This window comes from Collinsella sp. CLA-ER-H10 (assembly GCF_040092475.1).
Lineage (GTDB): Bacteria > Actinomycetota > Coriobacteriia > Coriobacteriales > Coriobacteriaceae > Collinsella.
In genome coordinates, this window is the sequence record NZ_JBBNLM010000001.1 from 15,345 (window position 1) to 31,296 (window position 15,952).

Consider the following 15,952-nt stretch of genomic DNA (forward strand, 5'->3'; position numbering starts at 1 on the left):
CGTGTGGCCGGTCACGACAACATTCCAACACTCGCCGAGCAGGTTTCGCGCGTTCCCACGCAGCCCGGATGCTACCTTTGGAAGGATGCCAAGGGCGATGTCATCTACGTTGGCAAGGCGAAAAACCTGCGTTCCCGTATGCGCCAGTACGTGACGCTGCAGGATGAGCGTCAAAAGATCCCGCTGATGATGCAGCTGGTGGCGAGCTTTGACTACATCGTTGTCGAAACCGAGCATGAGGCGCTTGTACTCGAGCGCAACCTGATCGGCCAGTACCATCCGTACTTTAACGTCGACCTCAAGGATGACAAGAGCTACCCCTTTATCGCCATTACAAAGGGCGACCTGTATCCCGCTATCAAATACACGCGTGAGCGTCATAAGCCGGGAACGCGCTATTTTGGACCCTATACCGATAGCCGTGCGGCACGTGAGACGATAGATACGCTGCGCAAGGTTATCCCCATCTGCTCTGCATCCTGTGCGGAGTGGCGTCGTTGTCGCCGTATCATCGAGTCCCACAAGGGCGAGGAAGACATCGTCAATATGATTTGCGCACAAAACGGGCGTCCCTGCTTCGACTACCATGTCGGGCGCGGGCCGGGTACGTGTGTCGGCGCGATTTCCCCGGCAGACTATGCCAAGAACGTCAAGCGTGTCGAGCGCTTTTTGTCGGGCCATCGCAAGGATGTCGTCGACGAGCTGACTTCCGAGATGGCGGATGCCGCCGAGGCACTCGATTTTGAGCGCGCGGCACGCGTCAAGCGTCGTTTGGAGGTCATCAGGGGTCTGGACGACCGTCAGCAAGTCGTTTTTCCCTCCAGTGTCGATATCGATGTCATCGGTTTCTATCGCGAGGAGACCATCTCTGCCGCTTGCGTCTTTGTCGTGCGTGAGGGCCGAACAGTTCGCACCTGCGAGTTCATTCTTGACAAGGGTCTTGATGTTGACGAGGAAGAGCTCCAGTCGGGCTTTCTTAAGCGCTATTACGACGAGACGGCTGATATTCCAGCTGAGATAAACCTCTCTGTCGAGCTTGAGGATGCGGAGGCGCTGGGGGAGTGGCTTGCAGGCAAGCGCGAGCGTTCCTGCCATCTCCATAGGCCGCAGCGTGGCGAAAAGCACCGTTTGCTCGATATGGCATCCAAAAATGCGCGCCATGCCCTCATGCGCTACATGATGCGAACGGGGTACGCTGACGACCGCACCAATCAAGCGCTCCTGGAGCTCGAAAGCGCGCTGGCGCTGCCGGCGCCGCCGATGCGTATCGAGTGCTTCGATATCTCGACGCTGCATGGAACCTTTACCGTCGCCTCGATGGTGGTGTTTACCAACGGACGCGCCGACAAGAGCCAGTACCGTCGTTTTAAAATTCAGGCCGAATTGGACGAGGCAAACGACTTCGTGTCGATGTCCGAGGTTTTGGGACGACGCTATGCTCCCGAGCGCATGGCCGACGAGCGCTTTGGCTCGCGCCCCGATTTGCTCGTTGTCGATGGCGGTAAGCCGCAATTGACCGCTGCGATCAAGCAACTTGAGGCTCTTGGGCTCGATATACCAGTTTGTGGCTTGGCAAAGGCCGATGAGGAGGTTTTCGTGCCTTGGGACGAGACTCCCGTCGTGCTGCCGACCGGGTCTGCTTCGCTCTATCTAATTAAACAGGTGCGCGATGAATCGCACCGTTTTGCAATCACATTCCATCGTGAGTTGCGTGATAAAGCCATGACAGTTTCGGTACTCGATGACGTTCCAGGCGTGGGACCCACCAGAAAACGTGCCCTTATGCGCCATTTTGGCTCGATGAAGCGTTTGCGCGCGGCGAGCGAGCAAGAGATCGCGGAAGTTCGCGGCATACCTGCCGATGTTGCCAAGGCGGTCCACGAGGCGCTCGTTGCGTGGAATGCCGAGCGCGCCGAGGCGGCGGCTGGCCATTCCGATAGCTAAACACGAGCCTAAACAACTGATATACATGATTGCGCGATTTTCAACCATTTATTTCGCCATGATTGCCTGCTGGTTTCGGGTTTTATTAACGCTAAAACGTTTGACTAACCCATGCGAAAACCCTGCTATCCTGCGGGTTGACGAAGACTGATATCTCACCTCGCCGATACATACTGTCTGGCGAATCGTTTGTCAACGAATTCGGTGAACGGTAGTAAATACCGTTCAAGCGTATGTATGTATCGGTCGCCGAGCGCGGCACCTCAGTTGGGTTCGTCGGTAGGTAAGGTATATATCGTCCGCAAGTTGCGCGGGGGCAAGTCTAGATGCTCCCGAGTAAGATTCTCTATTGATAGGAGAAGACATGGCCATCATCAACAAGGGTATGTCCAGGCGTTCGTTCCTCGGCCTCACCGGCAGCGTCGCTGCTGTCGCAGGGCTTGGTCTCACCGGCTGCGGTGGCAGCTCTAACGACGAGGGTTCCGCTTCCGGTTCCACCGATTCCGCTAACCGTGGCGGCGGCGTGATCACCGCTGGTTCCGCTTACGCTCCGTCCAGCTTCGATCCCGCCAGCACCGGCTCCGCTGTGGGCCTGGGTGCTAACTGGCACGTCGTCGAGGGCCTCTACGGCATCGATTACCACGACTACAGCACCTTCAACGAACTCGCCACCGACGATCCTAAGTCCGTGGACGACACCACTTTCGAGGTCACCATCCGCAAGGGCGCCAAGTTCTCCGATGGCACCGAGGTCACCGCTGACGATGTCGTTGCCTCCTACACCGCTTGCGCCGCTTCCGCTACCTATGCTCCGTTCTTCCAGCCCTTCGAGTCCATCGAGGCCAAGGACGCCAGCACCGTGACGGTCAAGACCAAGGTCCCCAACTTCTCCCTGCTCAAGGATCGTCTGGCCATCGTCCGCGTTACCCCGGCCACTCAGACCGAGGAGGATCGCGCCAAGCAGCCGATCGGCTCCGGCCCCTGGATGTACGACTCTATCTCCGATACCGAGATTACCCTGGTTCCCAATCCTGAGTACAACGGTGAGTATGCTGCCGAGGATAAGAAGATCCAGTACAGCATCCTGACCGACCCCACCGCTCGCGTTACCGCTCAGCAGGAGGGCTCCACGCTCGTTATGGAGCTCGTTACCGCTGACGCCGTCGACCAGCTTGAGAGCGCCGGCTGCAAGATCGATAACGTTCAGGGTTTCGGCACCCGCTTCATCATGTTCAACGTCGCCAAGGAGCCTTGGAACAACGTCAAGGTCCGTCAGGCTGTCATGTATGCGCTCGACACCGAGAAGATGGTCAGCAACACCTTCGCCGGCCTTGCCACCGCTGCCAGCTGCTACCTGCCCAAGAGCTTCACCAACTATCATGAGGCTTCCACGGTGTACAAGACCGACGCCAAGAAGGCTAAGAAGCTCATCGAGGAGTCTGGCATCACCCCGGGTGCCATCACCCTGCGCACCACCGACAACGAGCAGATTAAGGGCATGGCCGCCCAGGTCAAGAACGACCTCGACGCTCTCGGCTTCGATGTGACCATCCAGACCGATACCTCGCCGGCCACCTACGCTGCCATCGACGGCGGCGAGGCCTACGATATCCTCCTTGCCCCTGGCGATCCTTCCTGCTTCGGCGCCGACCCCGACCTGCTGCTCAACTGGTGGTACGGCGACAACGTCTGGATGCAGACCCGTTGCCCGTGGAAGGAGTCCGCTGAGTGGCAGAAGCTCCACAGTCTCATGGACGAGGCTCTTGCCGCCGAGGGCGACGAGCAGCAGAAGAAGTGGAACGAGTGCTTCGACATCATTGCCGACAACGCCGTTCTGTACCCCGTTGTCCACGTCAAGACCGTCTCCGCTTCCTGGGACGATCCGTCCACTGCGCCCAACGGCGAGGCCCTCGATGGCTTCAAGGGCATCGGCACGACGAGCATGTCCTTCAGGGGCGTTGCGACCGTCAAGGCGTAAGACTCGCTTGAGTCTGTATGCAGGATGTCGGTCATTGGGGCCGTATCCTCATAGTTGAAACAAAGACCCGGGCGGCAACGATGTCGCTCGGGTCTTGTAATGAGTACCCGTACTCATATACCAGTTGGTCCTACCGACAAAAGAAAGGGGAGAGAACGTGAACAACTTGCTACGTTTGATTGGAAGGCGTCTTGTGGCGCTGCCGATCATGGCATTGGGCGTCACCGTCCTGGTGTTCTTCCTTATGTCGTTCTCCAAGACCGACCCCGCCTACACGGCGTTGGGTGACGGTGCCTCGCCCGAGGCGGTTGCCGAGTACCATGAGAAGTATGGTCTGGACGACCCCTGGCCCGTGCGCTACGTGCGCTATATGGGCGATTTGATCCATGGCGACATGGGCACCTATGGTGCTGCTCGCAACTCCGTTGCCAAGCGCATCTCCACGGCCCTGCCCGTCACGATGCAGCTGACCTTTATCGGTCTTGCCATCGGTGCGGTCGTTTCGTTTTTGCTCGGCGTCATCGCGGCACTGTATCGCGACAAATGGCCGGACCAAGTGATCCGCGTCTTTTCCATCGCCGGCTTGGCAACCCCGTCGTTCTGGCTTGCCGTTCTGTTGATCCTGCTGTTCTCTTCCTACCTTAAGGTGCTCCCGGCATCGGGTGCTCTGCCTCACTTCACCACGAATCCGGTTGGCTATCTGGGACGTATGATCATGCCCGCTATCGCCTTGGCATTTCCGCTGACGGGCCAGATGACTCGTATCGTGCGTACCGCCATGGTCGAGGAGCTCGACAAGGATTATGTCCGTATGGCTCGCGGCGCCGGCGTTCCCGAGAAGGTCGTCGTCGGCATCAACGTTCTTCGCAATGCGCTGATCACCCCGGTCACCACCCTCGGTCTTAAGATCGGTTACCTCATGGGCGGCGCCGTCGTCATCGAGGTTATCTTCAACCTCCCCGGCATGGGCACTGCGATTCTGCAGGGCGTTCAGGGCAACGAGGCGAACCTGGTTCAGGGCGTCGTTATCGTCGTTGCTCTCGCCTTCATCATCATCAACATCGTGGTTGACATGCTCTACCTGCTCATCAACCCGCGCATCAGGACGGTGTAGATTATGGTAAAGATTCGAGAGAAGCAAACCGAGCAGCTCGAGAAGGCTGCCTCCAAGGGGCTCAAGCTCGGTGGCTGGAAGAAGATGACGTTGTCTTCTAAGATTGCCGCCGTCGTGCTGGTGCTGGTCGCCCTGACTGCGATTCTGGCGCCCCTTCTTGCCCCCTATAGCCCGGTCGAGATCTTTACGGCTCGCCAGGCTCCCGGCAACGGATTTATCTTCGGTACCGACGATAAGGGTCGCGACATTCTGTCGCGTATGCTCTACGGTGGTCGTTACTCGCTGATTATCGGCTTTGGCGCCACCGCCATGGCTCTGGTCTGCGGCTCGGTCGTGGGCGCCCTTGCAGCGGTTTCGCGCAAGGCCGTCTCCGAGACGATCATGCGTATCCTGGACATCATCATGTCCATCCCGGGCATCGCCCTCGCGGCCGTCTTTGTCTCCATCCTGGGCAACTCCGTGCCGTCGATTATCTTCGCCATCGGCTTTATGTACACTCCGCAGATTGCCCGTATCGTGCGCGCCAACATCGTGTCCGAGTACGGCGAGGACTATGTCCGCGCGGTCATCGTTTCCGGCGCCAAGGCTCCGTGGATTTTGATCAAGCATGTTCTGCGTAACTGCATCGCCCCGATCATGGTCTTCACCGTTACCCTGGTCGCCGACGCCATCATCTTCGAGGCCTCGCTGACCTTCATCGGCGCTGGTATCCAGGAGCCCACCGCTACCTGGGGCAACATCCTCGCCGACGCCCGCGGCGGCGTGCTCGCCGGCCGTTGGTGGCAGGCACTGTTCCCGGGCCTGGCCATCATGATCACCTGCCTGGCGCTCAACATCCTCTCCGAGGGCATTACCGACGCCATGGCCGCTGCTCCCTCCGCCGCCCTGGATCCCACCGATTCCTCCAAGCGTCGCGAGGCCGACCTGCTGGTCTCCGACCCCGTTCGAGCCTACAAGGAGCAGGCCCAGTCCCTCTCCGCTCGCCTTGGCGCCCTGCGCGATGTCGAGCTCAAGCGTGACGATCGCCATGTGCCCGACGAGTCTGTTGAACCGATTCTCTCGGTCCGTGACTTCTGCATCCAGTTTGAGCATCACGGTGATATCAACGTCGTCGACCATGTCAACTTTGACGTCCGTCCTGGTCAGACCATGGGCCTGGTGGGCGAGTCCGGTTGCGGTAAGTCCATCACCACGCTGGCCATCATGGGCCTGACCGACGATGACGAGCACCTTTCCGGCGAGGTCCTCTGGGAGGGCCGTGACCTGCTCAAGATGAGCAAGAAGGAGTGGTTCGGCCTGCGCGGTACCGATATCGCTATGGTCTATCAGGACGCCCTGTCCTCGCTCAACCCCTCCATGCTCATCTCTGCCCAGATGAAGCAGCTCACCAAGCGCGGCGGAACCCGCAGCGCCGAGGAGCTCCTGGAGCTCGTCGGCCTCGATCCCAAGCGCACGCTCGAGAGCTATCCGCACGAGCTTTCCGGCGGCCAGCGTCAGCGTGTCCTGATCGCTATGGCCCTTACCCGCGACCCCAAGCTGGTCATCTGCGACGAACCCACGACCGCTCTGGACGTTACCGTCCAGAAGCAGGTCATCAAGCTGCTCAACGATCTTCAGGCCAAGCTCGGCTTTGCCATGATCTTCGTTTCGCACGACCTGGCGCTGGTCGCCGAGGTCGCCCACAACATCACGGTTATGTACGCTGGCCAGGTTATCGAGCAGGCACCCACCAAGGAGCTGCTCACTAACCCGATCCACGAGTACACCCGCGGTCTTCTGGGTTCCGTTCTGTCCATCGAGAGCGGTTCGGGCCGCCTGCACCAGGTGCCCGGCGCCGTTCCGAGTCCGCGCGATTTCCCCAAGGGCGATCGCTTCGCGCCCCGCTCGAGCCATCCGCGTATTGGCCTGGACACCCGTCCGGTCTTCAAGCGCGTGCCCGGCACCGAGCACTTCTATTCCGAGCTCCCCGACGAGGTGCTCAAGGCAAATGGTTTGACCCCTCACGCGGAGGTGATGTAGATGAGCGAGACCGCAGTCAACGGCGTCGAGCCGATCATCTTCCTTGATGACGTCCACGTCACCTTTAGGACCCGTACCGGCTCGATTCTGCACCCCAACCTGGTTCACGCCGTCCAGGGTGTAACGATTAAGCTCATGCCCGGACAGACCATCGGCATCGTCGGCGAGTCCGGTTGCGGTAAGTCCACCACCGCCAACGTCATGTGCGGCCTGCAGGCCCCCACGAGCGGCAAGGTCTACTTTAAGGGCAAGGACGTTACCAAACGTACCGCCGAGGACCGTCGCCACATGGGTCGCGTCATCTCGGTCGTGTTTCAAAACCCGGCCACGGCGCTCAACCCCCGCATGGTCGTTCGCGAGCAACTGCTCGACCCCATGCGCGTCCACAACCTGGGTACCGAGGCCGAGCAGGAGAAGCGCGTCAAAGAGCTCCTGGAGCTCACCGGTCTGCCCAGCTCCGCCGCCGAGGTTCTTCCCGGTCAGCTTTCGGGCGGCCAGCGCCAGCGCGTCGCAATTGCCCGTGCCCTGTCGCTGAACCCCGATGCCATCATCGCCGACGAGCCCACCTCGGCTCTGGACGTTTCGGTCCGCGCGCAGATTCTGAACCTGCTGACCGACCTTAAGAAGGAGCTCGGCCTGGCCATGGTGTTCATCAGCCATGACATCCAGACGGTCCGCTATATCTCTGACGACATCATCGTTATGAATGGCGGCAAGATCGTCGAGCAGGGCGAGGCCAAGCAGGTCTTCCAGCATCCCCAGGACCCCTACACCAAGATGCTGCTCGGCGCTGCGCCGTCGCTGCTGCACCCCAAGCTCGGCGAATAGCCTCGCTTTCCCTCCCGTGCGCCCGGTTCCCTTGCCGGGCGCACCTCCGTTGCGATTTCGAAAGGTTGGGTTCACGAGCCATGCCAAGTGCTCAGGAGCTACAACATCAATTTGGTGAATATCGAGGCGCCATGCCCCGTCCATCAGATTTCGATCTCTTTTGGAAGGATCGCATGGCCGAGGCCGACGCCGTCGGGCTTGACTATGCGATCGACACGGCATCGGTCACCGATGCCGCGACCTGCCAACTTTTCGACCTCTGGTATACCGGCATGTGTGGCGCTCGCCTGCATGCCAAGTACCTTAAACCCGTCTCGGACGAGCCCGTGCCATTGGTGCTTCAGTTCCATGGGTATCCGGGTGCAAGCCGCAGCTGGTTTGAGCAGGCGTCGTTTGCGGGCATGGGCATGGCACTCATCGCCCTCGACTGCCCCGGCCAAGGAGGTCCCTCCGAGGACATTGGTGGATTTGAGGGCACAACGGTTGCCGGGCATATCGTCGCCGGCATCGACGGCGACCCGGCCAACCTCTACTATGTCCGCTTGCACCAAGATATTCGCATCCTGTGCCGTATTGTTCGCGAGCTCGAGGGCATCGATCTTTCCCGTGTGTTTGTGAACGGCGCGTCGCAGGGTGGTGGTTTGGGCATTGCGACCTGTGCGCTTAACAGCGAGCTTATCAATCGTGCCGCCATCCTCTATCCCTTCCTGTCAGATTTCCGCCTAGTCTGGGATTTGGATGCAGACGACATTGCCTACGAGGGCCTGCGCTATTGGTCTCGCTGGTTTGACGAGGACTCGACTCGTATTGACGAAGCCTATGCCAAGCTGGCGTACTTCGATTCCAAGAACTTTGCCCCTATGGTCAAATGCCCCGTGCTGTTTGGCACCGGCACAGCCGATATCGTCTGCCCGCCAGCGACGCAGTTTGCGGTCTATAACAACCTGACCTGCGAAAAGCGTCATGAGTTCTTTGAAGGCTTTGGCCACGAGGAGATTCAGGATTTTGACGATCTGATCATTCCGTTTTTCTGCAAGGGAGGGGAGGCTCATGTCTAAGTGCGAGAGCAATGTTAATGAGCTGATTGTCCCCGGGCTCGTGGGAATTCCTGGAACGGTTTCGTCAAGGCTCGCAGAATATCGGGACTGGCGCGGTGATGTCCAAGCAGATGTTTCTGATTTAGAGACATGCGCTTCGAATCTTGAGATTCAAGGCCTGGCCATTACGGCGATTGACTTTGTTAACCCCTGCGCCCGTTACTCGGAGGTCTCCTTTGAGCTCGGTGACGATGCGATTCACGCTCGTTTGATCGAGCCTGTCGGTCGTGCCCGAGTGTCTGAGCGCGTGCCGCTGTGCCTGATGTTCCACGATATCGATCGGCCTGTGCGCGGCTGGCATCACATGACGAGATTTGCCGCCATGGGGTATGCCGTCCTCGCGCTGGATGACGATGTTGCTGGTGCGGACGACCTGCAGCGGGGGATTTCTTCGCCCGCTTTTGTCGAGCGCGTCCGTTGGGGTTGCGCGCTGGCGAAGGTGGCGCGCAATCTTGATGGCATGGACCCCGACCGCATCTTTGCATGGGGCGAGGGTCTAGGCGGCGGAGTCGCGCTGGCGGTTTCTGCTCTGGACGAGCGGGGTCTCGCCTGCACGGCGGTTGCCAATCCGCTTCCTGGCGGCCTCGAGGCGCTGTCGTCTCGGGTGCGCGGATCGGTGCTCATGGGCACATCGCTCATGGATACCGTGAGCGATCCCAAGGATCAGTTTGCCGTATTCAACGGTCTTGAGTGTGACCGGAGACATATCATCTATGCCAAATACGCTCACGAGCGCATCAATGCGTTCGAAAACGAAGTCGTCGACTTTTTTAACCAAACGTTCTACTCGTGTTCTTTGGCCTAGACGGCCTGGACACTGCCAACAAGAGTGGGCGGCATAGGGCTGCCCACCAGACAACTAAGGAGATTCTTGTGGCAACTCAGAAATTCACCGGCGTTATCCCTCCCGTCGTTGTTCCCGATACCGAAGACCACCAGCTCGATGTTGCCTCCTTTGAGCGCAGCATCAACCGCATGATCGATGCCGGCGTCGATGGCTTGTTCTTCCTGGGCTCCTCGGGCGAGGTCGTCTTCTCCACCGACGAGCGTCGCCGTCAGATCATCTCCGAGGCCGTCCGTATCGTCGACCACCGCGTTCCCGTTCTGGTCGGCATCATCGACACCGAGACCGAGCGCATGATCGAGCACGGTAAGGTCGCTCAGGAGCTGGGCGCCGATGCGCTTGTCGCCACCTGCCCGTTCTATGCCCTGCAGGGCATGACCGAGGTCGAGGAGCACTTCCGCATCCTGCATGAGGAACTCGACCTGCCCATCTTCGCCTATGACATCCCCGTGTGTGTCCACACCAAGCTCCCGTGGAAGCTCCTTGCCAAGCTCGGTGCCGAGGGCGTTCTGGCCGGCGTCAAGGATTCCTCGGGTGATGACATCTCGTTCCGCTACCTCGTTCAGGAGAACGAGAAGAACGGCCATCCGATGAGCATCCTCACCGGTCACGAGGTTGTTGTCGACGGCGCCTACCTCGGTGGCGCCGACGGTTCCGTTCCGGGTCTCGCCAACGTTGAGCCCGAGGGCTACGTGCGTCAGTGGAAGGCCGCTCAGGCTGGTGACTGGGCTACCGTCAAGGCCGAGCAGGATCGCCTCAATGAGATTTCGCACATCTGGGATGTCACCTCGGGCGTCCAGGGTTATGCCGGTGGCGTCGGCGCCTTCAAGACCGCTATGAACCTCATGGGTATCTTCGACAGCCCGACCATGCCGCGCCCGGTGAAGGCTATGACCGGCGAGAACGTCGAGGCGATCAAGAAGGTCCTCCAGGACAACGGTCTCCTGTAAAGCTTCCCCGGGCACCTGGAAACCTTTTCCGCGCTGTGACGGCTAGCCTGACGGCGCATTTCCTGTAGTTGTTTTTTATCTCCTAAGGAGAGCGACATGGAGAACAAGTACGTCTGCTCTGTCGATATCGGCGGAACTAAGATCGCGACTGCCATCATGGAGTACCCGGCTGACGGTAGTGTGCCCCATCCTGTTTTTGAGGCCGAGGTTCCCACCGAGGCCCAAGAGGGCGGCGAGGCCGTCTTCCAACGTATCGAGGCGTCCATCAAGGCTGCTCTCGAGGCGAATCCCGATGTCGAGGTCCTTGGCGTCGGTATCGGTGCCGCCGGCGTCGTCGATCCCAAGACGGGCGCCATCGCGTATGCCAACGAGATCATGCCCGGCTGGTCCGGTGTTCAGTTGGGGCCGCGCCTGCGCGAGGACCTCGGTCTTCCCGTTGCCGTTGTAGGCGACGTGCAGGCTCATGCTCTGGGCGAGGCCCACTGGGGCGTCGGCAAGGGCAAGTTCTCCGTCTTGTGTCTTGGCATCGGTACGGGCATCGGTGGCGCATATGTCGAGAACGGCCGCGTGATGCAGGGCTTCCATGGTGCTGCTGGCCATATGGGCCACATCGAGTGCTCGGCTGCCGCCGGTATTCCCTGCGCCTGCGGGCGTTCCGGCCATCTGGAGTCGGTTGCTTCGGGCACTTCCATTGGTCGTATGTACGATGAGCGCTTTGGTCGCGTCGACCCCAGCCGTCCTTCGGTCGGTCGCGATGTGAACGACCTGTGCCGTGCGGGCGACGCAAAGGCGACCGAGGTCATCCATGACGCCGGCTTTGCGCTGGGTGCCAGCTTGGGCTCGCTCGCTAACATCCTGGACCCTGAGGTCATCGTGCTTTCGGGTGGCGTGATTCACCAAGGTCCCGATTGGCGTTCACAGACGTGGAAGGATTCGGTACACGAGGGCTATGCCAGCCAGGCGCTCGATCCGCTTCAGGACACGCCGATCCTCATCGGTTCTCTGGAGGGCGATGCTCCGCTCATCGGTGCCGCCGAACACCTTCTTGCGTCGTTGAAATAAACATAGCTACCAAGTGCGCCTTCTGAGGTGCCGCAGATTGACGTGAAAGAGGAGCGAAGCGTACTTCGGTACGCGAGCGACGGTTTGAACGTCAAGGTGCGGTGTCTCAGAAGGCTGTTTTTGAGAAAGGTTGAGTCGAACATGACCGTTGATCCTTTGATCCAGTCCCTGAAGGGCAAGCTCGTCGTGAGCGTTCAGGCGTATATGGGCGAGCCGCTTCGTACGCCTGAGACCATGGCTCAAATGTCTCGCGCTTGCGAGCTCGGCGGCGCCGCCGCCATTCGCTGCCAGGGCCTTGCCGACATTGCCGCCATTAAGGGTCGCTGTGAGGTTCCTGTTATCGGCCTGTGGAAGGATGGGCACGAGGGCGTTTACATCACGCCGACGCTGCGCCACGCTCGCGCCTGCGTTGTTGCGGGTGCCGATATCGTGGCGATCGACGCCACCGATCGTCCGCGTCCCGATGGCAAGACCGTCGAAGATACTTTCCGTCCGCTGCACGAGGAGGGCGTGCTCCTGATGGCCGACTGTGCCACCATCGAGGATATTCGTCGTGCTGTCGACATGGGCTTCGACCTGGTGTCCACCACGCTGTCTCATGGTGTTGCCGCCATCGACTGCACCATGGCCGATGGCCCCGATCTGCCGCTCCTGCGTCAGGCGACCGAGGAATTCCCCGGCCTTCCCATCATTTGCGAGGGTCGCGTGCATACGCCCGAGGAGGCTCGCGCCGCGATCGATGCTGGCGCCTGGGCCGTTGTCGTCGGCACCGCCATCACGCACCCCACGAGTATTACGAGTTGGTTCAAGGCTGCGCTTGAGGCGTAAGACAGGCCTCGTATCCGCTCGGGGCGGTATACTCAATATAGGCAATTGACCGCGCGGGATCCGGGTTGCTGGGTCCCGCGCTTGTTTTCGGGAGGCAACACATGCAAAAGGGAGATGCCATGGATGCGGCGGAGCGCTCGGAGCGCATCCCCGATATCGTCATCATCACCGGAATGTCCGGATCAGGCCGCACACAGGCCATGCACGTGTTCGAGGACATGGGCTATTTTTGCATCGATAACCTGCCTCCGCGTCTCATCGCCCAGCTTGCCGAGCTCGTCGGCATCAATACGGGCGTGGGCAGGCATCTCGCCGTCACCTGCGATTTGCGTAGCCAGGGACTGTTTGACGAGTTGCTCGATGCGGTCGCCGCTCTCGAAGAGCGCGAGATGAGCTGCGACATCGTGTTCCTGGAGGCTTCTGACGAGGTGCTGATTCGTCGCTACAGCGAAAATCGCCGCCGTCATCCCATTGCCAAGCCGGGGGAGACTACGGCCGATGCCATTCAGCGCGAGCGCCTTCAGCTGCAGGGCGTGCGCGACCGAGCCGATATGATTATCGACACGAGCCGTCTGCGCACCCCTGCGCTGCGCAACAAGCTGCGTATGGCATTTTCCGAGCTGTCCGACCAGCAGCTTATGGATGTCCACGTGTTCTCGTTTGGCTTTAAGCACGGCATGCCCGTCGAAGCGGATATTATGATCGACGTCCGCTTCCTGCCCAATCCGTTCTACGATCCCGAGATGCGCACGATGACCGGTCTCGATAAAAAGGTCTCCGATTTTGTTCTGGACCATCCCAAGACGCAGGAGTTTTGGAAGGCTTGGACACAGCTGCTCGATACGGTCATGCCCGGTTATATCGCGGAGGGTAAGCCGCAGCTTTCTATCGCCATCGGCTGCACGGGCGGCCAGCACCGCAGCGTTGCCATTGCCGAGGCCACGGCCCGTTACCTGGAAGGCGCTCAGTATCATGTGAGCATCTCCCACCGCGACCTGTCGCGCGCCAACACGAAGGCATAGGCCTGCATGTCGTTTACCGCTGAGGTGCGCGACGAGCTTGCGCGCTGCGAACCCGAATGTGAATACTGCGACTTGTCGACGCTTGCCGCCCTCACGCGCGTGAGCGGTACGCTCTCGCTTACCGGCTCTGGGCGGTATCGTTTGACGGTTGCGACTGAGACGGGAGCCGTCGCGCGCACGATGATCACGCTGACGCATCGTATCCTTAAGCTCAAAACGGAGTTCACCGTCCGTAAATCTGTATTGCATAAGGTTCGAAACTACCTCATCACCTTGCCTGATCAGCCAGACCTGGATAAGGCCTTGGTTCTGCTGGGTATCCTCGAACGTAGGGGAGGACTTGTCGCCGGCGTACCCCGACATATCGTTGCCCGTCCTTGCTGTAGACTTGCCTATATCCGCGGCGCGCTCATCGCGGGCGGCTTCGTGGCCGATCCACGCGGCGATTTTCATTTGGAGATTGCTGTGCAGGGCGAGCAATATGCCAAGGGGCTTTGCGATCTGTTGGAGCAGATTGGGGTCCATGCTCGTGTTAATGCACGGCGGGGGTCATATGCCGTGTACATTAAGAGCGCCGAGGAAATCGAGCATCTATTAAAGCTGATTGGCGCCAAGCGCAGCGTTGCCGAGATTGAGGAGGCGCGCGCGGTCAAGTTGGTTAAGAACGATGTGAACCGTCGCGTGAACGCCGAGCTCGCCAACCAGACCAGAAGCGCCGGTGCCGCCCAACATCAGCTTGCGCTTATCGATGAGCTCGAGCAGCGTGGCCTTCGTGATGCGCTTCCGGATGCCTTGGCGGTCTTTTGCGACCTGCGCGAGCGCTATCCCGATCTGTCGCTGCGTGATTTGGGGGAGATGGCTGACCCTCCCTTGTCGAAGTCAGCCCTCTACCATCGTGTTTTACGGCTTGAAAAGCTCATTGAAGCAAACAGGTAGTTTGAAGTAACGACTTATATATGGGTTTAGCTGCTATTTTAGTATTTAAAACGTTTTAACGTAAATTTGATTTTCAATTTCGAGCATTCTCGTGAAATTCAAGTCAAAAAAAAGGTATATTAGGCGAGTGGTTAGTTTGTGGGCCTCAACGGCGGGCGCTGTAGCTCGCGGGGGCCTTACGAAAGGAGACACAATGGCAGTAAAGGTTGCTATTAACGGCTTCGGTCGCATCGGTCGTCTGGCTTTCCGTCAGATGTTCGGTCATGAGGGCTCCGAGATCGTCGCTATCAACGACCTCACCTCTCCCGATATGCTCGCTTACCTGCTGAAGTACGACTCCACGCAGGGCAACTACGCTCGCGATCACGAGGTCGTTGCTGGCGAGGATTCCATCACCGTTGACGGCAAGGAGATCAAGATCTACAAGGAGGCCGACGCTAACAACCTGCCTTGGGGCGACCTTGACGTCGACGTCGTTCTCGAGTGCACCGGCTTCTACACCAGCAAGGCTAAGGCCCAGGCCCACATCAACGCTGGCGCCAAGAAGGTCGTCATCTCCGCTCCGGCCGGCAGCGATCTGCCCACCATCGTGTACAACGTCAACCATGAGACGCTGACCGCTGAGGACAACATCATCTCCGCTGCTTCCTGCACCACCAACTGCCTCGCCCCGATGGCCAAGGGTCTGAACGACTTCGCTCCCATCGTGTCCGGCATCATGACCACCATCCACGCCTTCACCGGCGACCAGATGCCGCTCGACGGCCCGCAGCGCAAGGGCAACTTCCGTCGCTCCCGCGCCTGCTCCGAGAACATCGTCCCGAACACCACGGGCGCTGCCAAGGCCATCGGCCTGGTTCTCCCCGAGCTCAACGGCAAGCTCATCGGTGCCGCCCAGCGCGTCCCGACGCCGACCGGCTCGCTGACCAACCTCTACGCCGTCGTTGACAAGAAGGTCACCGTCGACGAGGTCAACGCTGCCATGAAGGCCTACGCTGAGACCATCCCCGAGACCTTCGCCTACAACGAGGACCAGATTGTCTCCCGCGACATCGTCGGCGAGACCCACGGCTCCATCTTCGACGCCACTCAGACCATGTGCTCTGACCTCGGCAACGGCCAGACCCTCGTTCAGGTCACCTCTTGGTACGACAACGAGAACTCCTACACCTCTCAGATGGTCCGCACCATCAAGTACTTCGAGAAGTTCGTTGCTTAATTTAGCTTTTAGCGAATAGCTCGTTGAGCGTCTAAAGAAGGGCGCGGCCTTATAGGGCTTACACCCTAGGGTCGCGCCCTTTTTATAAGAAATCGTCTGCCGTAATGGGAG

Annotated in this window: 13 protein-coding genes; all 13 read left to right on the top strand. The window is 59.6% G+C overall.

Going from position 1 to position 15,952, the window contains the following annotated elements; all coding sequences use genetic code 11:
• The first annotated feature begins 3 nt into the window (after positions 1 to 3).
• The 13 genes from uvrC to gap all read left to right on the top strand — a co-directional run bounded on the left by uvrC (position 4) and on the right by gap (position 15,841).
• Positions 4 to 1,944: an excinuclease ABC subunit UvrC gene (gene uvrC / locus AAAX36_RS00055; RefSeq protein WP_349073633.1), complete on the top strand. Its 1,941-nt coding sequence runs from the start codon at positions 4 to 6 to the stop codon at positions 1,942 to 1,944.
• Positions 1,945 to 2,308: 364 nt separating this feature from the next.
• Entirely contained in the window at positions 2,309 to 3,922 is a 1,614-nt protein-coding gene (locus AAAX36_RS00060; RefSeq protein ID WP_117564876.1) for an ABC transporter substrate-binding protein, read from the top strand.
• Positions 3,923 to 4,079: 157 nt separating this feature from the next.
• Positions 4,080 to 5,036, top strand: coding sequence for an ABC transporter permease (locus AAAX36_RS00065; RefSeq protein WP_035138896.1), 957 nt, complete (start codon positions 4,080 to 4,082; stop codon positions 5,034 to 5,036).
• Positions 5,037 to 5,039: 3 nt separating this feature from the next.
• Entirely contained in the window at positions 5,040 to 7,055 is a 2,016-nt protein-coding gene (locus AAAX36_RS00070; protein ID WP_035138893.1) for a dipeptide/oligopeptide/nickel ABC transporter permease/ATP-binding protein, read from the top strand.
• Positions 7,056 to 7,883: an ABC transporter ATP-binding protein gene (locus AAAX36_RS00075; protein WP_006236159.1), complete on the top strand. Its 828-nt coding sequence runs from the start codon at positions 7,056 to 7,058 to the stop codon at positions 7,881 to 7,883.
• A gap of 80 nt (positions 7,884 to 7,963) precedes the next feature.
• Entirely contained in the window at positions 7,964 to 8,941 is a 978-nt protein-coding gene (locus AAAX36_RS00080; protein ID WP_195520700.1) for an acetylxylan esterase, read from the top strand.
• Entirely contained in the window at positions 8,934 to 9,785 is an 852-nt protein-coding gene (locus AAAX36_RS00085) for an acetylxylan esterase (protein ID WP_195622264.1), read from the top strand. Before AAAX36_RS00080 ends, AAAX36_RS00085 begins: the two co-directional genes overlap by 8 nt.
• A 68-nt stretch (positions 9,786 to 9,853) precedes the next feature.
• Positions 9,854 to 10,774, top strand: a complete 921-nt coding sequence (locus AAAX36_RS00090) for a dihydrodipicolinate synthase family protein (protein WP_195520698.1) — start codon at positions 9,854 to 9,856, stop codon at positions 10,772 to 10,774.
• Positions 10,775 to 10,870: 96 nt separating this feature from the next.
• Positions 10,871 to 11,836: an ROK family protein gene (locus AAAX36_RS00095; protein WP_022094876.1), complete on the top strand. Its 966-nt coding sequence runs from the start codon at positions 10,871 to 10,873 to the stop codon at positions 11,834 to 11,836.
• A gap of 141 nt (positions 11,837 to 11,977) precedes the next feature.
• Entirely contained in the window at positions 11,978 to 12,664 is a 687-nt protein-coding gene (locus AAAX36_RS00100) for an N-acetylmannosamine-6-phosphate 2-epimerase (protein ID WP_349073634.1), read from the top strand.
• A 101-nt stretch (positions 12,665 to 12,765) separates the two neighbouring features.
• On the top strand, positions 12,766 to 13,686 hold the full coding sequence (rapZ, locus tag AAAX36_RS00105) for an RNase adapter RapZ (RefSeq protein WP_349073635.1): 921 nt from the start codon (positions 12,766 to 12,768) through the stop codon (positions 13,684 to 13,686).
• Positions 13,687 to 13,692: 6 nt separating this feature from the next.
• Positions 13,693 to 14,622 (top strand): DNA-binding protein WhiA, encoded by a 930-nt coding sequence (gene whiA / locus AAAX36_RS00110; protein ID WP_195503714.1) that lies wholly within the window; start codon positions 13,693 to 13,695, stop codon positions 14,620 to 14,622.
• 193 nt (positions 14,623 to 14,815) lie between these two features.
• Positions 14,816 to 15,841 carry a type I glyceraldehyde-3-phosphate dehydrogenase gene (gap, locus tag AAAX36_RS00115; protein ID WP_055286941.1) on the top strand — a complete coding sequence of 342 codons (1,026 nt, stop codon included), beginning with the start codon at positions 14,816 to 14,818 and terminating at the stop codon, positions 15,839 to 15,841.
• The last annotated feature ends 111 nt before the right edge of the window (positions 15,842 to 15,952 follow it).